At 69.4% G+C, this 19,824-nt stretch carries 17 protein-coding genes and 4 tRNA genes; 14 read left to right on the top strand and 7 right to left on the bottom strand.

Annotated elements, in window-relative coordinates:
- The first annotated feature begins 193 nt into the window (after positions 1-193).
- Positions 194-673 carry an AMIN-like domain-containing (lipo)protein gene (locus FM051_RS23935; protein WP_158847006.1) on the top strand — a complete coding sequence of 160 codons (480 nt, stop codon included), beginning with the start codon at positions 194-196 and terminating at the stop codon, positions 671-673.
- A 166-nt stretch (positions 674-839) separates the two neighbouring features.
- Here the strand turns inward: FM051_RS23935 and FM051_RS23930 are convergent.
- Positions 840-915 (bottom strand) — tRNA-Lys (locus FM051_RS23930).
- 136 nt (positions 916-1,051) lie between these two features.
- Between FM051_RS23930 and FM051_RS23925 the strand changes: the two genes are divergently transcribed.
- Positions 1,052-1,930: an exodeoxyribonuclease III gene (locus FM051_RS23925; protein WP_158847004.1), complete on the top strand. Its 879-nt coding sequence runs from the start codon at positions 1,052-1,054 to the stop codon at positions 1,928-1,930.
- A gap of 35 nt (positions 1,931-1,965) precedes the next feature.
- Here the strand turns inward: FM051_RS23925 and FM051_RS23920 are convergent, their stop codons facing one another.
- Positions 1,966-2,988 carry an FAD-dependent monooxygenase gene (locus FM051_RS23920; RefSeq protein WP_158847002.1) on the bottom strand — a complete coding sequence of 341 codons (1,023 nt, stop codon included), beginning with the start codon at positions 2,986-2,988 and terminating at the stop codon, positions 1,966-1,968.
- 57 nt (positions 2,989-3,045) lie between these two features.
- Here FM051_RS23920 and FM051_RS23915 point away from each other — a divergent pair, with 57 nt between their 5' ends.
- The 4 genes from FM051_RS23915 to FM051_RS23900 all read left to right on the top strand — a co-directional run bounded on the left by FM051_RS23915 (position 3,046) and on the right by FM051_RS23900 (position 11,197).
- Complete coding sequence (locus FM051_RS23915; RefSeq protein WP_158847000.1) at positions 3,046-3,591, top strand: TetR/AcrR family transcriptional regulator; 546 nt, start codon at positions 3,046-3,048, stop codon at positions 3,589-3,591.
- Positions 3,592-3,768: 177 nt separating this feature from the next.
- Positions 3,769-4,347, top strand: a complete 579-nt coding sequence (locus FM051_RS23910) for a hypothetical protein (protein ID WP_158846998.1) — start codon at positions 3,769-3,771, stop codon at positions 4,345-4,347.
- Positions 4,347-6,344 carry an SPFH domain-containing protein gene (locus FM051_RS23905; RefSeq protein ID WP_158846996.1) on the top strand — a complete coding sequence of 666 codons (1,998 nt, stop codon included), beginning with the start codon at positions 4,347-4,349 and terminating at the stop codon, positions 6,342-6,344. Before FM051_RS23910 ends, FM051_RS23905 begins: the two co-directional genes overlap by 1 nt.
- A complete protein-coding gene (locus tag FM051_RS23900) occupies positions 6,341-11,197 on the top strand; it encodes a DNA repair ATPase (protein ID WP_158846994.1) in 4,857 nt (1,618 codons plus the stop codon). Before FM051_RS23905 ends, FM051_RS23900 begins: the two co-directional genes overlap by 4 nt.
- A gap of 207 nt (positions 11,198-11,404) precedes the next feature.
- Here the strand turns inward: FM051_RS23900 and FM051_RS23895 are convergent, their stop codons facing one another.
- Complete coding sequence (locus tag FM051_RS23895; protein ID WP_158846992.1) at positions 11,405-11,932, bottom strand: excalibur calcium-binding domain-containing protein; 528 nt, start codon at positions 11,930-11,932, stop codon at positions 11,405-11,407.
- A gap of 128 nt (positions 11,933-12,060) precedes the next feature.
- Here FM051_RS23895 and FM051_RS23890 point away from each other — a divergent pair, with 128 nt between their 5' ends.
- The 3 genes from FM051_RS23890 to FM051_RS23880 all read left to right on the top strand — a co-directional run bounded on the left by FM051_RS23890 (position 12,061) and on the right by FM051_RS23880 (position 14,386).
- Positions 12,061-12,900: an oxygenase MpaB family protein gene (locus tag FM051_RS23890; RefSeq protein WP_158846990.1), complete on the top strand. Its 840-nt coding sequence runs from the start codon at positions 12,061-12,063 to the stop codon at positions 12,898-12,900.
- Between the two features lie 239 nt (positions 12,901-13,139).
- Entirely contained in the window at positions 13,140-13,967 is an 828-nt protein-coding gene (locus tag FM051_RS23885; RefSeq protein WP_158846988.1) for a glutamate ABC transporter substrate-binding protein, read from the top strand.
- A gap of 215 nt (positions 13,968-14,182) precedes the next feature.
- Positions 14,183-14,386 (top strand): cold-shock protein, encoded by a 204-nt coding sequence (locus FM051_RS23880; protein ID WP_015105489.1) that lies wholly within the window; start codon positions 14,183-14,185, stop codon positions 14,384-14,386.
- A 122-nt stretch (positions 14,387-14,508) separates the two neighbouring features.
- On the opposite strand, the gene FM051_RS23875 is transcribed toward FM051_RS23880, so the two are convergent.
- Together FM051_RS23875 and FM051_RS23870 are read right to left on the bottom strand one after the other, a co-directional pair.
- Positions 14,509-14,817: a hypothetical protein gene (locus FM051_RS23875; protein WP_158846987.1), complete on the bottom strand. Its 309-nt coding sequence runs from the start codon at positions 14,815-14,817 to the stop codon at positions 14,509-14,511.
- Between the two features lie 281 nt (positions 14,818-15,098).
- Complete coding sequence (locus tag FM051_RS23870; RefSeq protein WP_158846985.1) at positions 15,099-15,548, bottom strand: hypothetical protein; 450 nt, start codon at positions 15,546-15,548, stop codon at positions 15,099-15,101.
- A gap of 164 nt (positions 15,549-15,712) precedes the next feature.
- Here FM051_RS23870 and FM051_RS23865 point away from each other — a divergent pair, with 164 nt between their 5' ends.
- The 5 genes from FM051_RS23865 to FM051_RS23845 all read left to right on the top strand — a co-directional run bounded on the left by FM051_RS23865 (position 15,713) and on the right by FM051_RS23845 (position 17,367).
- Positions 15,713-15,958 (top strand): hypothetical protein, encoded by a 246-nt coding sequence (locus FM051_RS23865; RefSeq protein ID WP_158846984.1) that lies wholly within the window; start codon positions 15,713-15,715, stop codon positions 15,956-15,958.
- Between the two features lie 153 nt (positions 15,959-16,111).
- Positions 16,112-16,840, top strand: coding sequence for an SCO6745 family protein (locus FM051_RS23860; protein WP_158846983.1), 729 nt, complete (start codon positions 16,112-16,114; stop codon positions 16,838-16,840).
- 227 nt (positions 16,841-17,067) lie between these two features.
- Positions 17,068-17,140: transfer RNA gene (locus FM051_RS23855), tRNA-Glu, on the top strand.
- Between the two features lie 41 nt (positions 17,141-17,181).
- A tRNA-Asp gene (locus FM051_RS23850) sits at positions 17,182-17,255 on the top strand.
- 35 nt (positions 17,256-17,290) lie between these two features.
- Positions 17,291-17,367, top strand: a tRNA-Phe gene (locus FM051_RS23845).
- A gap of 66 nt (positions 17,368-17,433) precedes the next feature.
- On the opposite strand, the gene FM051_RS23840 is transcribed toward FM051_RS23845, so the two are convergent.
- Both FM051_RS23840 and FM051_RS23835 read right to left on the bottom strand, forming a co-directional pair.
- A complete protein-coding gene (locus tag FM051_RS23840) occupies positions 17,434-18,870 on the bottom strand; it encodes a tyrosine-type recombinase/integrase (RefSeq protein WP_158846982.1) in 1,437 nt (478 codons plus the stop codon).
- An 88-nt stretch (positions 18,871-18,958) separates the two neighbouring features.
- Positions 18,959-19,174, bottom strand: coding sequence for a helix-turn-helix domain-containing protein (locus FM051_RS23835; protein ID WP_158846981.1), 216 nt, complete (start codon positions 19,172-19,174; stop codon positions 18,959-18,961).
- Positions 19,175-19,824: the final 650 nt, after the last annotated feature.

Genomic DNA, 19,824 nt, shown 5'->3' with positions numbered 1-19,824 from the left:
TTCCGGCGGCGACGGTGTTCGCAGTCCGGGGGTTCCCGGGCAGTCGTGTGTCGCATGAGGACGGTCTCCGGTCCGGCGCGCGGCCGGATGTGATCCACGACACGGGAACTACTTGATCAATCGTCGCGTCTGTCGAGAAGAAGAAACCCACTGCCAACCATCACGGTTGGTTGCCAACAAAGAGGAGATCTCCGTGCGGGCCCCCAAGTTTTCCCTGATCGTCGCCGCTCTGGCCGCCCTCGCCGTCGGCGTGGCCCCGATCGCGAGCGCGGCGCCGACATCGGCCGAGCAGGCGGCAGCCGCTCCGTCGGTGTCGTTCCGGTCCGGGGGGCATGACGGTTTCGACCGGGTGGTGTTCGAGTTCGCGGGTACCAACGCGCCCACGAAGTTCACCTGGAAGGCGATCGACACCAACCGTCCGGCGTGGGGACCGTCGGGCGAGCCGGTCGAGAACCTGTCGGGGAAGTACTTCCTCCACATCGCCGCTGAGTCGCCGCGGGTGACGGTGACCGGCAAGAACCCCGCGAGCTACAGCCACTCCAACGTCAAGGGCGCCGTGGTGAACGACCCGGGCCACGGCGGCACGATCGAGTTGGCGGTCGGCCTGGCCCGCAACAAGTCGTACACGGTCAAGCCCGAGGGCAAGAAGCTGATCATCGACATCAAGCACTGACCCTCGGACGGGCAAGGGCGCGGGCCGGTCGTGGATCACGGCCGGCCCATCGCCCGCCGGGAGCGGATGCGTTCACCGCTGTGATCAGCAGTGATGGCACTGAATTCGGGGTAAGTGGGGGATTTGATTCCGCCCGATTCCCCACTACCGCTTTGACCAGCACGTTTGGTGGGCCGCCAGGGACTCGAACCCTGAACCCGAAGATTAAAAGTCTCCTGCTCTGCCAATTGAGCTAGCAGCCCTTGGCGACAGCTTACCGAGACCGGGGCGATCGGTGAGCAGGGTGGTCGACACGTCGGTGTGGCTGCGGTCACGTCCTGTTCCGGCGGCGGTGCCGCGGTGCAGGTCAGGGCGTGTGAACGGGCCATCCGGACTACCGTGGGGCGGGTGCGGGTGGCTACTTGGAACGTGAACTCGGTCAAGCAGCGGGTGCCGCGGCTGTTGCCGTGGCTCGACCAGCGGCGGCCCGATGTCGTGTGCCTCCAGGAGACCAAGCTCGCCGACGACGCCTTCACCGCGCTCCTCGGTGACGAGTTGGCCGGTCGCGGGTACGAGGTGGCGGTGCACGGGGAGGGTCGGTGGAACGGCGTCGCGATCCTGTCCCGGGTCGGGTTGGACGACGTGGTCAAGGGCCTGGCGGACGGGCCGGGGTTCCCGCACCCCGAGGCGCGGGCGGTGGCTGCCACGTGTGGCGGGGTGCGGGTGCACTCGGTGTACGTGCCGAACGGGCGGGTGCCCGATTCCGACCACTACCACTACAAGTTGGCGTGGCTGGCGGCGTTGCGGAACGTGGTGGCGGCTGGTCCGGACGACGTCGTGGTCTGCGGTGACGTCAACATCGCGCCCACCGACGCCGACGTGTTCGACCCGGCGGCCTACGTCGGCCAGACGCACGTGACGGCGCCCGAACGCGAGGCGTTGGCCGCACTCCAGGCCGCCGGCCTGCACGACGTGGTCCGCGAACGGTGGCCGAACGAGCGGGTCTTCACCTACTGGGACTACCGCGCCGGCATGTTCCACCAGGACCTCGGGATGCGCATCGACCTGGTGCTGGCGTCCGATCCGGTGGCCGCACGGGTCAAGGCCGCGTGGGTGGACCGGCACGCGCGCAAGGGCACCGGACCGAGCGATCACGCACCGGTGATGGTCGACCTGGACGAGGCCCCGGACGGTGACATCGGGCCGGTGGTGCCGCCGCCGTCCGCTCCGCGCACCCGCAAGTCGGTCAAGTTGCCCCAAGCCGAGCCCGAGGACTAAGCCCGAGGACTAAGTCCGAGGACTGGGGCCCGGCCTCAGCCGGCCAGTTCGTCGGGTTCCAGGTCGGCGCTCCACGGCACCTCGGGCGACTTCGGCCGCAGCCTCAGCGCCAGGCGCAGACCCAGGTCGCGGACACCGGTCAACCGACGCATCCGCGCGAGACGGTTGAGCTGGAGCGACCGCGCGGCCAGGCGTTGCGTCACCCGGCGTCGCTTGCCGTCGTACGACCGCAGGCCCGCGTCGACATCACCGGCCAGGCACTCCGCCAGCACCACCCCGTCGATGATCGCCTGGCACGCGCCCTGCCCGAGGTCCGGTGTCATGGCGTGCGCGGCGTCGCCGAGCAGCGCGACCCGGCCCGAGACATAACTCGGCAACGGTGTCAGGTACAGCAACTCGTGCCGCAGCACGTCGGTGGCCGAAGCGAGCACGCGCGGGATCGGGTCGTGCCAGTCGGCGAAGAGCGAGAGGTCTTCGGCCATCGCGTACCAGTTGGTGCGGCCGTCCGCCTGCGGCGTGAGCCCGAACTTGCCGCCCTTGCCCCACGTCTCGCCACCCGCGTCGACCGGGACGTCCACGGTGCCGCGCCAACCGATCGCCCCCGAGGGGCGCACGACGGCGTCGAACAGCTCACCGCGCACCGCGCTGTGGATCCCATCCGCCCCGACCACCAGGTCGTAATCGGCGCACTGGGCCAAGTCGGCCGACGTGCCGAACCGCACCACCCCCTCCGGCAACGCCCCCGCGAGCACCCCCAGCAACGCCGGCCGCGTGAGCAGGTGGACCGAACCCGCGCCGATCGTGCCGATCACCGTGCCGTCCGGCTTGCGCAAGGTCCCGTCGGGCTGCCGCCGACCGGCACCGCGAGCCGCATCGCCCAACCCGAGCCGGTCCAAGGCCCGCAACGCGTCGGGCCAGATCCCCAGCCCCGTCCCCACGTCCGGCAACGCCGCCGAACGCTCGAACACGACCACCTCCCAGCCACTCCGCCGCAACCCGATGGCCGCCGTCAGACCGCCGACCCCTCCACCGATCACCGCCGCACGCCGTTGTCCCATGCGGGCCACCGTACTACAGCTGTAGTGAGCTGCACTACGGGTGTAGTGTGACCGACGATGACCAGGCAACAGCAGGTGCTCGACGCCGCGATCCGCGTGCTCGGCACGGGCGGTATGCGCCAACTGACCCACCGCGCCGTCGACACCGAAGCCGGCCTCCCGCAAGGCTCGACGTCCAACCACTTCCGCACCCGAGACGCCCTGATCACCGCCGTCCTGGGCCGCCTGCTCGAACGCGAGACCGCTCTCTGGACAACCCTGGCCGCCGACGTGGCCACCCCCGAAGCCTTCGCCCGTGCGGTCGGCGAACTGATCAGGCACCTGGCCGAGGACCGCGTGATGACCCTCGCCCGCCACGCGCTCTTCGTCGAAGTCGCCCAACGCCCCGAACTCCGCGCCGACGTGGACAAGGCACACCGCGAGATCGCCGGCTGGGCACTACCCCTGATCGCCGACCTCGGCGCGACCGACCCGCCCGCCGACCTGGCGCTGCTCCTCGCCGTGATCGACGGCCTGCTGGCCAACCACCTGGCCAACCCCGGCCCGCGCTTCGACCCCGCCGCCGCCGTCCGCACGGTGCTTCGGGGGATTCTCGCCCGCTGACCGCGCGTTCGAGAACGGCGCCGTCGTCAGCTACGGCGGCAAGTTCGGCTACGGCGGCAACCAGGCGACCAGGGTTTCCGGCCTGCTCGTGTACTGATCGGGGTGGTTCGACCGCGCTGAGTGATTCCCCTCAAATCCCCTGGGGAAACAGGTTAAAGTCCCGCAAAAGGGGGGTACATGGGGCAGTTCTTCGCGGCGGCGCTGGGTTTCCCGGTCGTTGTGCTGAGCGTCCTGCTGGTGGTCGTCATCGCCTACTGGCTGCTGGTCGCCTTCGGCGCGGCGGACGCGGACTGGGTCGAGCTGGACATCGGCGGCGTGCCCGCGACGGTCGGCATCTCGCTGTTGATCGCCATCTCGTGGTTCGCGTGCCTGGCGGGCACCGTCCTGTTCGAACCTTCGACGACACCCGTGGACGCGGCCGTGCTCGCGGGGGCGCTCGCCGTCGGCCTGGTGCTGACCCGGCTGCTGATGACGCCGGTGAAGCGGCTGTTCCCGGCGGACCCGCCCGCGTCACGCCTCGACTTCGTCGGCCGCCCGTGTGTGATCCGCACCGGTCGGGTGACGCAGACCTTCGGTCAGGCCGAGGTCACCGCCGCGGACGGCTCGTCGGCCGTCGTCCAGGTGCGGCAGCCGGGCCAGGACCCGTTGACCGCGGGCACCACCGCGCTGATCTTCGACTACGACGCCGACGGCGAGTTCTTCTGGGTCGCTGCCCTCGAACTCGGGCACAGTCCACACACACTGGGGGACAACTGATGGATGTCATCACCACCGGGTTCGGCATTCTCATCGCCGTCATCCTGGTCGTCGTCATCGGCCTGCTGATCCTGATCAGCCGCCTGTTCCGGAAGATCGACCAGGGCAAGGCGCTGATCATCTCCAAGGTGCGCAAGGTGGACGTCACGTTCACCGGCGCCGTGGTGCTGCCCGTGCTGCACCGCGCGGAGATCATGGACATCTCGGTGAAGACCATCGAGATCCGCCGCGCCGGCCAAGAGGGCCTGATCTGCCAGGACAACATCCGGGCCGACATCCGCATCACGTTCTTCGTGCGGGTGAACAAGACCGTCGAGGACGTCATCAAGGTCGCCCAGGCCATCGGCACCACGCGCGCCAGCGACGAGACCACGCTCCAGGAGCTCTTCAACGCCAAGTTCTCCGAGGCGTTGAAGACGGTCGGCAAGCAGCTCGACTTCGTCGACCTCTACACCAAGCGCGACGAGTTCCGCGACCGGATCATCCAGGTCATCGGCACCGACCTCAACGGCTACAGCCTGGAGGACGCGGCGATCGACTACCTGGAGCAGACGCCGATGGCGCAGCTCAACCCGTCGAACATCCTGGACGCCCAGGGCATCCGCAAGATCACCGAGCTGACCGCGATCGAGCATGTTCGCACGAACGAGTTCACCCGCGGTGAGGAGAAGGAGATCACCCGCCAGAACGTCGAGGCGCGCGAGGCGATCCTGGAGCTGGAGCGCCGCCAGGCCGACGCGGAGATCAAGCAGCGCCGCGAGGTCGAGACGATGCGCGCCCGCGAGGAAGCCGAGATCGCCAAGGTGCAGGCGGAGGAACGGCTCAAGGCCAACACCGCGCACATCCGCACCGAGGAGCAGCTCGGCATCCAGACCGAGAACAAGGCGCGCGAGATCGCGGTGGCGGAGAAGAACCGCGAGCGGGTGATCGCGATCGAGACCGAGCGCATCGAGAAGGACCGGCTGCTGGAGGTCATCGGCCGGGAGCGGGAGACCGAGCTGTCCCGGATCTCCGCGAACAAGGAGGTCGAGGGCGAGAAGCGGGCCATCGCCGAGGTGGTGCGCGAGCGGATCGCGGTGGAGAAGACCGTGGCCGAGCAGGAGGAGATCATCAAGCGGCTGCGCGTGGTCGAGGAGGCCGAGCGGACGCGCCAGACCATGGTGATCCACGCCGAGGCGGAGGCCCAGGAGGGCCTGGTCAAGGACATCAAGGCGGCCGAGGCCTCCGAGCAGGCCGCGAAGTTCAAGGCCCGCGAGGAACTGGTGCTCGCCGAGGCCCGGCAGCAGGCCGCCGAGCTGGACACCCGCGCCATGATCCGCCTCGCCGAGGGCAAGCAGGCCGAGGCGGCGGCGAGCGGGCTGGCCGACGTGCAGGTGCGCGAACGGGACGCCGAGGCGATCGAGAAGGTCGGCCGCGCCGAGGCCGCCGTGGACCGGGAGAAGGCCCTGGTGGAGGCGTTGGCGATCCGCGAGAAGCTGAAGGGCGAGGCCGAGGGCCTGTCCGACAAGGCGGGCGCGATGGCCGCGTTGGACGACGCCACCCGCGAGCACGAGGAGTACCGGCTCCGGTTGGACGCCGAGAAGCAGATCCGGCTCGCCGGGATCGACGTGCAGCGGCAGGTGGCCGAGTCGCAGGCGTTGGTGCTGGCCGCGGGCCTGGAGAAGGCCGACATCGACATCGTCGGCGGCGACAGCATGTTCTTCGACCGGATCGTCGGCGCCATCACGGTCGGCAAGCAGGTGGACGGGTTCGTCGAGCACTCCGACGTCGCGCAGTCCCTCGCCGGCCCGTGGCTGAACGGGTCGGCGAACTTCACCGACGACATCGGCAGGCTGCTCGGCTCGCTGAGCAGCGGTGACGTCAAGAACCTGACCGTGTCCGCGCTGCTGCTCAAGCTGATCAGCTCCGGTGGTCCGGACGAGGGCAAGCTGCGCGAGCTGCTGGCCGCCGCGCAGCGCCTCGGCGTGGCCGAGCGGCCGGTCGCTTCGCTGTCGTGACCGCCACTGCGACGAAAACCGGCATCGAGGCGGGCACCTACGAGGTGCTGCGGGCCCGGCTGGCCGAACAGGCGGCCGGGCTCGCCCGCCGGGCGGAAGCGCTCAACGCGCGCCGGCTGGAGGTGTTCGGCAGCGCCGAGCTGACGCTGCTGGGCACCGAACGCATCCGCACCGAGCACAACTGCGTGCCGCGTGACGTCGTCCAGGTCGCCGGGCTGATGTTGTTCGGCTACAACGTCTTCATCGGTCTGAAGCCGGAGACGACGGTCGACGACGTGTTCTCGCTGCACCGCTTCAGCCGCGACGGCGACGCGTTCCGGTTCGAGGACGCCGCTTCCGGTGAACTGGCCGACGACGAGCTGCCCGGACTGCTGCGCGACCCGCAGTTCGAGCGCGATTTCGCCGAACTGTACCGGTACTACCGGGACACGCGGCTGGTGCAGTTGCGCCGGGTCGAGGGCAAGCTGCTGGCGGTGTTCCAGACCGGCGCGCGGATCGAGGACATCCGGGTCCTGCGCTGGCAGGTCGGCGTGGACGGCACCGTCGAGTACCTGGACAACCGGGGCGAACGCGACCACGTGTTCCCGCCGTCGCACGACTTCGAGTGGATCACCACCGGCCGCGAGCACCACGTGCTGGGACGGCACCCGCACATCTCCGTCGAGGACGAGGTGTTCGTCGAGACCATCGGCGGCGACCTCACCATCAAGGTGGAGAACAACACCGAGACCGGCGAGGGCATCTACCGGGAGCCGGTGGACGAGCCGCTGCAGTCGCTGGCCGACGGCGAGGTGCAGTACGCGCGGGTCGGCTCGCTGATCCTGCTGCGCATCCGCCCGTACAACGAGACCGCGTGGCGGCACCTGGTGTTCAACACCCGGACCAGGTCCGTGGTGAAGCTGGACGGCATCGGCCAGGCGTGCCAGCGGCTGCCCGAGGACCAGGGCCTGATCTTCCCCGGCGGCTACTACCTGGCCACGGGCATCAGCAAGACGTTCGACACCCCGGTGGACGAGTTGGAGTTCGAGCGGGTCATCCGGTCGACCAACGGCGAGGACGTGCTGTACGTCTTCCACGCCCGCCGTGACGGCCGGTCGCTGCTGCTGCCGTACAACGTGATCCGCAAGGAAGTGGCGAACCCGTTGTCGTGCCACGGGTTCTCGCTGTTCGACGACGGCACGCTGGTCGTGTTCCGCGCGATGAGCGACGAGCCGACCCGCGTGCACCCGATGCAGGTGTGGCAGACGCCGTACCTGTCCGACACCTACACCGCGGCGCAGCCCGTCGGCACCGGGCCGTTGGAGCGGGTCGGGAACGCCGACCTGGTGCGCGGTATCTCCGACTGCCTGTCGGTGAGCCGGATGGTCGGCGAGATGGCGCCGTCCGTGCCGGTGTTCGAGGACCTGATCGCCTCGTGCACCAGGGTGTTCGACGCCTACCACTGGCTGGGCGAGGCCGAGCTGGAGGACCTGCGCACCCCGTTGACGGAGGTGCGGGCGACCGCCGAGCAGGTGCTGGACGAGTTCGAGACCGTGCAGGCGCTGACCGACCAGGCGGCGACCGCGCTGTCCGAGGCGGGCGACCGGATCGCGTCGATGGTCCGCCGCGCGCGCGGCGAGGTGCCGACTTCCGCCGACGCGTGGGTGCGGCAGTTGGCCGACCTGCGGCAGGCGCAGGGGCACCTGGTGACGTTGAAGGAGATGCGGTACGTCGATGTGGCGCGCATCGACGAGCTGGTCTCCTCGCTGGGTGACGAGCTGGGCGAAACGGCGCGACGGGCGGTCGAGCACCTGCGCCGCGACGACGCGTTCACCGGCTACCACGAGCAGGTCGAGGCGCTGGTCGGCAAGGCGGACGGCATCCGAACGGTCGCCGAGGCCGTGCCGGTGGTCGAGGAGCTGGGCGAGCAGCAACGCGGGCTGGAGGTGTTGACCGAGGTCGTCGGCTCGCTCGACATCGCGGACGCCACCGTGCGCACGTCGATCCTGGAACGCATCGGCGAGGTGCTGGGCGGGCTGAACCGGGCTCGGGCGACGGTGGACGGTCGCAGGCGCGCCCTGCTGGCCACCGAGGGCCGGGCCGAGTTCGCCGCCGAGTTCGCGTTGCTGGGGCAGGCGATCACCGGCGCGTTGGCGGTCGCGGACACCCCGCAGCGGTGCGACGAGCAGCTGGGCCGGCTGCTGCTGCAACTGGAGAACCTGGAGTCGAGGTTCGGTGAGTTCGACGACTTCCTGACCCAGCTCGGCGACAAGCGGACCGACGTCTACGAGGCGTTCTCGTCGCGCAAGCAGGCGTTGCTGGACGACCGGGCCCGCCGCGCCGACCGGCTCGCCTCGTCCGCCGACCGGATCCTGGTGAGCGTGACCAGGCGGGTGGCGTCGCTGGCGTCGTTGGACGAGGTCAACACCTACTTCGCGGCCGACCCGATGGTGGCCAAGATCAGGTCGGTGGCGGACGAGCTGCGTTCGCTGGGCGACCAGGTGCGGGCCGAGGAACTGGACGGCCGGGTGCTGGCCGCGCGGCAGGAGGCGGGTCGCTCGCTGCGCGACCGGCAGGACCTGTTCGACGGCGACACGATCCGGCTCGGCAGGCACCGGTTCGCGGTGAACACCCAGCCGGTGGACCTGACGCTGGTGCCGAAGGACGGCGGTCTGTCGTTCGCCATCACCGGCACTGATTTCCGCACGCCCGTGCGCGACCCGGGGTTCGCGGACACCAAGCCGTTCTGGGACCAGCTGCTGGTGTCGGAGACCGCCGAGGTGTACCGGGCCGAGCACCTGGCCGCGTCGATCCTGGCCACCCACCCGTTGGACGGGCTGCACGCCGCCGTCACCGAGGACCGGTTGCCCGACCTGGTGCGCCAGGTCGCGGAGTCGCGGCTGGACGAGGGGTACGAGCGGGGCGTGCACGACCACGACGCGGCACGGATCCTGGACGTGCTGCTGCGGCTGCACGCGGGTGCCGGTGTGCTGCGTTATCCGCCGGGCGCGCGGGCTGCGGCGCAGTTGTTCTGGGCTTCGGCCGACGGGGACGCGCGGGCGCAGTGGTCGCGGCGGGCGGCGTCGTTGGGGCGGGCGCGGGCGGCGTTCGGGCACACGGCGGCCATCGACGAGCTGTGCGCGGAGCTGTCGTCGTTGGCGGGCGATCCGTTGGCGGGCGAGTACCTGTTCGAGGAGTTGTGCAGCTCGCCGTTCGGGTTCGCCACGAGCGCCGGAGCGCGCGCTCTGGTGGACGCGTTCCACCGGGCGTTGGGCGGGCGCAAGGAGTTCGACGAGGACCTGCGGGCGTTCAGCGACCTCGCGGTGCGGCGGCGGCTGGTGGAGGGCTGGTACGAGGCGTTCCTGGGTGGTCGAGCCGAATCAGGGGGTGCAGAACCCGACCTGCCGGAGGCGGTGGCGTTGGAGCTGTGCCGGGACCTGCCCCGGCACGAGTCGTCGGCGCAGCTCTCGGCCACTGTGGACGGTCTGCTCGGCACGCACCCGCGCGTGGTGGACCGGACGTTGACGTTCCGGCTGGACGAGCTGCTGACGCGGACGCGGGTGTTCCGGGAGGAGCGCGTGCCCGCGTTCCGGGCGTATCAACGGCGGCGCAACGAGGTCGTGGCTCTTGAGCGCGCGCGGCTGAGGCTGGACGAGTACCAGCCGAAGGTGATGAGCGCGTTCGTCCGCAACCGGCTGCTGGACGAGGTGTACCTGCCGCTGATCGGCGACAACCTGGCCAAGCAGCTCGGCGCGGCGGGTGACGGCAAGCGCACCGACCAGATGGGCCTGCTGCTGCTCATCTCACCGCCCGGCTACGGCAAGACGACGTTGATGGAGTACGTGGCCAACCGGCTCGGCCTGGTGTTCGTCAAGGTCAACGGGCCGTCGCTGGGGCACGACGTGACGTCGGTCGACCCGGCGGACGCGCCGAACGCCACCGCGCGGCAGGAGGTCGAGAAGATCTCGTTCGCGCTGGAGGCCGGCAACAACGTGCTGCTGTACCTCGACGACATCCAGCACACGTCACCGGAGCTGTTGCAGAAGTTCATCTCGCTGTGCGACGCGCAGCGGCGGATGGAAGGCGTGTGGGACGGCGGCACGCGCACTTACGACCTGCGGGGCAAGCGGTTCGCGGTGTGCATGGCCGGCAACCCGTACACCGAGTCCGGGCAGCGGTTCCGCATCCCCGACATGCTCGCCAACCGTGCCGACGTGTGGAACCTGGGTGACGTGCTGTCCGGGCGCGAGGACCTGTTCGCGTTGAGCTACATCGAGAACGCGCTGACGTCGAACCCGGTGCTCGCGCCGCTGTCCACGCGTGACCGGGGTGACATCGAGCTGCTGGTGCGGATGGCGCGTGGTGAGGACGTGCGGGCCGACCGGCTCACGCACCCCTACACGTCGGTGGAGCTGGAGCAGGTGCTGTCCGTGCTGCGGAAGTTGGTGCGCGTGCAGGAGGTCGTGCTGGCGAACAACCAGGCGTACATCGCCTCGGCCGCCCAGTCGGACGCCTCGCGCGTCGAGCCGCCGTTCCAGCTGCAGGGCTCCTACCGGAACATGAACAAGCTGGCGGAGAAGGTCGTGCCGGTGATGAACGACGCCGAACTGGCCGCCGTCATCGACGACCACTACGTGGGCGAGGCGCAGACCCTGACCTCCGGCGCCGAGGCCAACCTCCTCAAACTGGCCGAACTCCGCGGCACCCTCACCCCGACCCAAGCCGCCCGCTGGTCCGAGGTGAAAGCCGCCTACGTCCGCGCCCAAGCCCTGGGCGGCTCGACCGACGACCCGATGAGCCGAGCCGTGGGCGCCGTGGCCCTCCTGACCGACCGCGTAGGCGGCGCCCTGGACCGCCTAGCCGACCAGAAGTAGGACACACGCATCCCGAACGTAGGACACACCCGTCCTGAACGTAGGACACACCGCACTTGAGTGTTCGACTCTCGCTACGCGAACGTTCGACTCTCGCGAGAGTCGAACACTCAGGTCCCGAGAGTCGAACCTTCGCGTGCGGTGTGTCCTACGTTCAGGCGCGGTGTGTCCTACGTTCGGAACACCTGAATTCGACGCTCGGGTGCGTCAGTCGGCGCGTTCGCAGGCGATGCCGTCGCGGTCGAGGTCCAAGTGGTGGCGGTCCCAGCCCTCCACCACGATGTGGGTGACGCCTTGGTCGTGCAGCCACTCGCACAGCTGCCACACCCCGTGCGGGAAACGCCACGGCACGCACACGCCATCGGTCACGTAGGCGTGGTCGCAGTTCTCGCCCCACGGAGGCCGGGAGGACGAGGGCGTCGTGCTCTCCGGGGCGCTGGACGACGGAGGCGGCGGCTCGGTCGTTGTCGTTGTCGTCGTGGTGACGGCCGACGGCGGCAGCGGGGCGGGCCGCGGCGACGTAGGGGTGAAGACCACGACGGGCGTTGTGGACCGCGCCGCCTCGATCGTGGTGGTGTAGGTGGCGCTGAGCACACCAGGCTCCGCCGGGCTCGCATCGACCCGCCGCACGTCGACCGGACGCGGCTCGTTGGCCGTCATCGCGACCGTCACCAGCGTGCCGGTCGCGAGTAACAGCGCTACTCCGGCCAAGGCGACGCTTCTGCCACTGCTCATCCCTGCACCAGCTCCGACGCTCCACGGTGTCACGTGGAATCGTTTACGCCGGTAAAGGCGTTACGGGCCCAGCCATTCCGGCAGGTCGACGGGGTGACGCCGCCCTACGCGCGTGACACGATCGGGCGATGGACGTCGGGTTGCTCGGACCGGGAACGGTGACCTGGCAGCTGCACGCCGACCCGGCCATGTGGGTCGCCGGCATCGCCAGCCTCTACCTGCAGGCACTGCACCCGCGCGCCGTCGCCGCCGTGGTGCAGAACTCCAACTTCCAGGAAGACCCCCTCGGCAGGCTGCTCCGCACCGCGAACTTCGTCGGCACCGTCAGCTACGGCTCGACCGAGGAGGTCGAACACGCCGCGGCAAGGGTCCGCCGCGTGCACCGCACCCTGCGCGGCAAGGACGCCACCGGCAAGACCTTCCGCATCGACGACCCCGAACTGCTGCTGTGGGTGCACTGCGCCGAAGTCCACTGCTTCCTCACCGTGCTCCGCCGCGCCGGCTACCGGCTCACCGACGCCCAGGCCGACCGCTACTACGACGAGCAACGCCGTACCGCCGCCCTGGTCGGCCTGAACGAGGACGAGGTGCCCGGCAGCACCCGCGGGATGGCCGACTACTTCGCCGCCACGCTCCCCGAGCTGAAGCGCACCGCGGACTCCGAGGTGGTGTACCGGTTCCTGCACCGCCCGCCCGTCGACGGCGTGCTGCGCCTCGGCCTGGACGCCTACGAGCCGCTGCTCGGCCACCTGGCGTACTCCGTGCAGCCCCAGTGGGCCATCGCCCTGCACGGCCACCGCCCGTACCCCGAACCGGCCGCCACCGCCCTGCTGCGCGCCGTCCGGACCGCCGCCCTGCTGGTGCCCGCGCCGATCCGCTGGGGCGTTGTGCCCGACGGGCACGTGAACAAGGCCATCCGCCGACTGGGCCTCCGCGTGGCGCCCAGGCGGTCACTCCTGCCCTCGTAGGACTCGACAGGACCCGGCAGGACCCGGCACAGGACCTGGTAGCACCTGGTAGGACCTGCAGCACACCGCTAACAGGACAGTCGTACGGCTCACAGCCCCGATTGCGCTGAAAGGCGTAGTGGAGTGGACCACTGCGACCTTTATCGCACCGGTGGCCCCTCTCGGCTTGCTTAGCATGAACAACGTCCGGCGCGTCGATCCGCGCCGCCTCCCCGAGCACCCCGAGAGGTTCGCAGCTCATGCTGTTCCGAACACTGCTGCCCGCGACCGCGCTGGTGACGGCACTGTCCTTCACCACCGCGTGCGGCGGCGCGAGCGACGACACCCTGGCAGGCAAGGCCGATGACGGCGAGCTGACCATCGGCATCCGGTTCGACCAGCCGGGCCTGGGGCAGCGCAGGCTCGACGGCAAGTTCGTCGGCTTCGACGTGGACGTGGCCAAGTACGTGGCGGCGCAGTTCGGCGTCGAGGACTCCGGCATCACCTGGCGCGAGGCGCGATCCGCCGACCGGGAGAAGCTGATCGAGTCCGGCGAGGTGGACTTCGTCGTCGCCACCTACTCGATCACCGACAAGCGCAAGGAGCAGGTGTCCTTCGCCGGCCCGTACTTCCAGACCGGTCAGGGCGTGCTGGTGCGCTACACCGACGAGGAGATCACCGGCCCGGAGACGTTGAACGGCAAGAAGCTGTGCTCGGTCGCCGGCTCGACGTCCGCGCAGAAGGTCAAGGATCAGTTCGCCCAGGACGTGGAGCTGGTCGAGTACGGCCAGTACTCCGACTGCGTCATCGCGCTGCTGGCGGACAACGTCGACGCGGTGACCACCGACGAGGTGATCCTCGCCGGGTACGTCGCCGAGAACCCCGAGCTGCTGAAGGTGGTCGGCAAGCCGTTCACCACCGAGAAGTACGGCATCGGCCTGGCCAAGAACGACAGCGATGGCCGGGCGGACGTCAGCGCGGCAATCGAGAAGATGGTCGGCTCCGGCGAATGGCGGGCCGCGTTGGAGCGGAACATCGGACAGGCGGGCGTGCAACTGCCGGACCCACCCGAGGTGACCGAGAAGTAGACCGCCGGTTGACCAATGGCTTCGGAGTGGTAGTGCTGGACGTGGCCAACCGATACGCTCGCCCACGCAGGCCGTGGTTTCTGTGTTCGTGTCTCACGCTCGCGGAACGACACGCGGGCGTGCCGTCCCCCGCTGAAGGTTGTCGGGGGAAACGCCCCGGGACGGCCGGGGCTGCACGGTGCAGCCCCAAGCTTCCCTGCGATGGAGGCAGGTACATGGCACTGGGCACTGTCAAGTGGTTCAACTCCGAGAAGGGCTTCGGCTTCATCGCCCAGGAGAACGGCGGGCCGGACGTCTTCGTGCACTACTCGGAGATCCAGGGTCAGGGGTTCCGCACCCTGGAGGAGAACCAACGGGTCGAGTTCGAGATCGGCCAGGGCACCAAGGGTCCGCAGGCCCAGAACGTGCGCAAGGTCTGATCGCTCCTGATCGTTCAGCTCACAACGTCGCTCCACGAAGCAGGCCCCCGACCTGATGGGTCGGGGGCCTGCTTCGTGCTGTAGCGCCGCAGTGCGGAAGCGCCGCATGTCGTTGCGTGGTGCTAGAAGCCGCTCTGGCGGGCTTCCCACTCCAGTCGCTGCATGACCCACTCGGTGGCCAGCGCCTGGGGGGACGTCTGCCGCTCGGCGGCCAGTTCCTTCAGCTGCTCGTTCGCCATCAGCTGGAGGCGGAGCTGGTAGACCTGCGCGTTGCCGAAGCTGGTGCCGGCAGTCGTCTCCGCGTCCGCGGTCTCCGGCGCGAGAGCCGCCAGGTAGGACGTCAGCTCCTCGTCGGGCTGAGCTTCTTCCAGTTCATTCGCGGGCGGGCGGTGCTTGCCCGACTTCGACCGTCCAAGGGATCCAAGAGCCACCGCGCCACGATAACGGTTGGATTGCGGAGCCGGTCAAAGTGTGGTCTGGGTCACAGATCTGTGCATGGAGAGGCCCCCGCGCCAGGGGGAGGAACGCGGGGGCCGGAGGGGATCTCCACAGGCGCTGACCGGGGGTGTGTCAGCAATTCGGATTGTTGCACGCGCACGTGGGCCTGGGGAGTGGGTTGACCCGAAATCTTCAGGTAGCCGATGCGAGAACCCCTGCCCAGCCACGTTGTGGCACGTCTGCGGCACGTCGGGCCGCGCCGGCGGTGATACCCCTATGGGGTAGGCGTGTCGTCGGGTGGGGTCTCCAGGCTGGTGATCTCGCCCTCCAGCTTCTGCACCAGTTCCTCCAAGCCCGCGAGCATGCCGTCGAGCTGGCTCATCTTGTCGTTCATCAACCGGTCGATGTCCGCCTCGATGGCGGTCAGCGAGAGGCTGCCGAACAGTTCCTGCGGGTTCACCGCCGCCGCGGCGGGTTCGGCGGCCGGTGGTTCGGCGCCTTCGGACGGCTCGGACTGCTCGGCGCCCTCGGACTGCTCGGACTGCTCGGCGGCCTTGGACGGCTCGGACGGGTCGGACTGCTCGGGCGGCTCGGTGGCCGTGACGTCCGGCTCCGGCGCCCCGCTCGGCTGCTGTTCCGTCACGTGCCGGTCTGCCGGCGGTGTCGCGGTCGCGGCGTCCGCCACCGCTGGTTCCGGCGTCTGCCCCGGTACCGGTTCGGTCATGGGTTGCACCCTCCTCGTTCGCGTCAAGCACATCACGAGGCGCTTGACACCAAGTGGCCTACACGGAAAGTGACGCACAGTTGCACCTGAATCACTCTCCGGGGGGCTGCGGCGATTCGACGGGCTCGCTTAGCCTCGCGCCAACCTCAAGTCGGGGAGGCGTCATGAGCGGGTCCCTAGAAGTGCGTCAGTTCCTGTGGAACCAGGACGACACGATGTCCAGGCCGGGCGGCGGTGGGGTGCCGACCCAGCGGACGGGTGAACCATCGCGGATCTCGGACGAGCAGGTGCACCGGGCTCGGCTGTCGGTGGCGCGGGGTGCCACCAGTGCCGAGGACTGCCGGTTGCTGCTCGACATGCTCGGGTTGTCACCGGGCGAGGACGGGGGCGCGCCGCCCGTGCAGCGGTAGGACGCGCAGCCTGCGGCCCCTCCGAGACCCGTCTCGGAGGGGCCGACTTCGCCAAGCACGTCGAGCGGTTCACCGCCGCGCCGCACCGGAGCCGCGGACTTCGCGCTGCCTTCATGGTTGCCGGCGGCCGAGGTTCTGTGACACTGTTATTGAATGGTGTCCACTGCAGAACGGACCAGGGAACCGCTGGTCAGGCTCGGCGGGTTGTTCATGGTGTCGCCCGAACTGGTGGCACGTGAGGAGGCCGTCGGCCTGCCACCGCGCACGCTCTACTTCCGCGGGCGCACCGCCGTGCTCGGCAACCCGTCGCCGGGCGTCGTGGCGTCCGTGATCGGCATCTTCCCCGAGTGGCTGGTCGAGCTGGCGCTAGTGCGCTCGTTCCCGGCCGACCGCGCGATCGACGCGTACCTGGGTGCGTGCTGGGACTGGTCGCGCAACCACCTCGGCGCGGTGACCGAGCCCGAACGGCTCGCCAAGCTCGGCTTCGCCGTGGCCGACGGCGCGGACGCCTCCGCGTTGCCGCTCTTCCGGGGCTGGCGCGACGCGGCACGTCCCGAGGACGGTCCCGCGCAACTCGGCCACGCCCTGATGGTGCTGCGCGAGCTGCGTGGCGGCCTGCACTTCGCCGCACTGCGCGCCGTGGGGCTGAGCGTGACCCAGGCCGTGGTGCTGGACCCCGGTGGCGGCCGTGGTCGGCTCCAGCGCACCGGGTGGCGTCCCGACGACGCCGAGGCGCTGCTGGCGTCCGTGGCGGGGCGTCCGGACCTGGAGGCGCGGTGGCGGCAGGCCGAGCAGCTGACCGACGACCGGTTCGACGAGGCGCTGGCCGTGCTCTCCGACGCCGAACGCGCCGAGTTCGCCGACCGCCTGCTCGCGCTGTGACGGCGGTCGTGACGGCGTTGGCTCCCACCGTGGCGCCCGCCGTGGCCCCAACCGCGGCTCCGACGTACGGGTGAACCGCCGCGAACGAGGGTGGAATCGCAGGTCAACAACTTGTGCCACCCCCGTTTTGGAGGTGTGGACACTCGTGCCCTATGCTTACGATGCTTCCACCGGACAGCGTGGAGGGCCTGGGAAGAAGGTGGCCCAAGGGCTGCCGGAGGAACTAGGTCCCCATCGTCTAGCGGCCTAGGACCCCGCCCTTTCAAGGCGGTAGCGCGGGTTCGAATCCCGTTGGGGGCACGCAGTACAGTGTGCAGAGGTACGGCAAGGCAGTAGTGCAAGGCCCAGTGGCGCAGTTGGTTAGCGCGTCGCCCTGTCACGGCGAAGGTCGCGGGTTCGAGTCCCGTCTGGGTCGCAAGGCAGTTCGGCCGGTTGGTCGAGCCGCTACCTGGCCAGGTAGCTCAGTTGGTACGAGCGACCGCCTGAAAAGCGGTAGGTCGGCGGTTCGACCCCGCCCCTGGCCACCACACTTGAGCAGGACAAACCGAAGGCCCCCGTCGTTGACGGGGGCCTTTCGGGTCTCAGATCGGGTCTCATTCGACCGGGGTCCACCGGTCGGGCATCACCTTGGCCAGCGCGTTGACGGCCTGCCGTTGGACGTCGGTCCACTTCGGTCGCGTCACGGGTGACGATGTGTTCTCGACCACAACCGGCGGCCTCCACAGGTGCTTTCCCAGACGGCCCGCAACCTCCCGCCGCACGGACGCGGTGAGGTGCTGGTAACGCGTCAGCATCGCCGTGTTCGACCAGCCCATGAATCCCATCACCGCCCGATCGGGAACTCCCAGCAGCAACAGCACCGTAGCCGCCGTGTGACGTGCGTCATGAAGTCGCGCCTCACGCGTTTTCGTCTCGACCAGCAGGGCTTTCCACTCGCGATGGTCAACCCGAGGGTCCAGCGGCTTCCCGTTCGGTTGCGCGAACATCCAACCGCCCTCGTGCCATTCGGTACCCGCGATCTCGCGCTCTTTGCTCTGCACCTCCTTGTGCGCCATCAGCAGGTCGAACAGCTCATCGGGCAACGCCAGACCGCGCCTACCCGCGCGGGACTTGACGTCTACTTCGACCAGGCCGCCGCCGTGCCGTTTGGGGCACCATCGGGCATGACTGGCGCAGTCGGGCGGACACGGCGGAGGGCACGGCTTGCGACTGTGCCTCTTGCAGGTTTCCTTGCAGGGCTTGACTTTGTGGTACTTCGCGCCGCACGCGTGTGGATCGCTACAGCCGTGCCGCCAGGTGCGCCGTTGCAAGCCACGGGCAATGGTGAGGGTCTTTGTCGATTCGTTCAGCCGCTTCCACTTGAGCCCGATGGACTCGCCCTGCCGGGTTCCCAGGGCCAGCGCCAGTACGAACCGGACGCCATTCCGGCGCGACAGCGCGGCCGTCATCAGCCGCTCGATTTCCTCCACCTCGAACGGCTCCACCTCGTCTTCCTCTACGCGCGGCGGCTTGGCGAGTGCCACCACGTTGCGCGTGACGATGCCGCGCCGGTGCGCCTCACCGAACGCGGTGCGCGCGGTCCGGTGCACCTGGTGCGCGGTGCCTGCCTTCCTGCCAGTGGCGAGAATCTTGCCGTAGAGCTTTTCGAAGTGGTCGGGCTCCACTCGGTCCATCCAGTGCGAGCCGAGTCCTGGGATGAGGTGGTGGTAAACCGCCGTGCGATACGCCGCAGCCGCCTTGTAACGCACGGACGGGGCCGCGATGTTCTCGACCCAGTGCTTAAGCCACGCCTCCACTTTCCAGCGCTGGCCCGCTTTCCGCACGTTCCCGCTGTCGCGTTCGCGCTCCAGCGCGCGTACGGCGTCGATCACCTCCTTTTCGGTGGCGCGTTTGACGTGTCGCCGGTCGGGTGTGCCGTCGTCTTTGACGCCCATGGTTACGCGTCCGTGCCATTTGCCGTCCGCACCGAGGTAGATGCTTCCTGCGCCGTTGGGTGCGCGGGTGCCTTCGGGTCGTTTCTTGCGTGGCATGTGGTGTTCTCCGTGAGGGTCGGTGCCCTGTCATGTCCCCTGGCTGACCAGCACAGAGGACGTGACAGGACGGCTGTAATAGATGGGGTTAGGCGGCGGTCTGTTCGCTGGTGAGACGTGCGGTGAATTCCGTGATGGCGGTCTGGGGGATGCGCCGTAGGCGTCCGATTTGGACGGATGCGATCGCGCCGGTTTTGATGAGGCCGAACATGGTGGTGCGGCCGATGGACAGTGCCCGCGCGGCGTCTTCCACGCTGAGGAGTGCGCGGGGCTGGTCGGTGGTCGTGGGGTCGGTGCTGGCCATGACCTGGTGTCCCTTCCGGTGGTGGCGGTGCGCGGGCGTGCGGGGGTGTCACACCTGGCGTGGTGCCGGTGTGGAGAGGTCTGTGGTGGGGTGGTGCTAGGCGCTAGGCGGCTGGTCAGCCGCTACGCGGGGTGCTAGCGGGGGTGCTAGGTCTAGCGGGGCGGGGTGCTAGGTCGAGCGGCGTTCGTCGCGCAGCTGCGCGGCCGGTTCGTGACGGTTGGGGAGGGAAGGGGATGAGCGGGTCGAAGACCCTCGTTTCAGGGGGTTTGTGCTGGTCTGCGCGCTAGCCTGTTGATCTTCCCCGGTGCGTTGTCTGTGCTGGTCAGGTGGGGGAAGGGAGGGCGGGGAAGGGGTCGGGGAAACTTCCCCGCTTCCCTGCCGGTTCCTGACTACTTCCCCCGCCGTTTCGGCGGGGCTGGTGACGGTTCCCGCCGGTGTCTTGCGTCACGGCGTGACGCTTGCCCGCCGGCTGGGTTGCGTCACGCCGTGACGGTTCCGCCCTGGTCGCTTCCGTCACGGGGGGACGTGACGGGGTGGCCGGTCGGGCGGGGGGAACTTGGGGAAGTTAGGAACTTTGGGCCTGATCAGCGGTTTTGCTGGGACCTAAGTTCCGGCGGGGGGAACTTAGGTCGGGGGGCTAAGTTCCGGGG

Source organism: Saccharothrix deserti, from assembly GCF_009769385.1.
Classification (GTDB): Bacteria; Actinomycetota; Actinomycetes; order Mycobacteriales; family Pseudonocardiaceae; genus Actinosynnema; species Actinosynnema deserti.
Note: the sequence above shows the minus strand (reverse complement) of the source record. Positions and strands in the feature narration are given on the sequence as shown.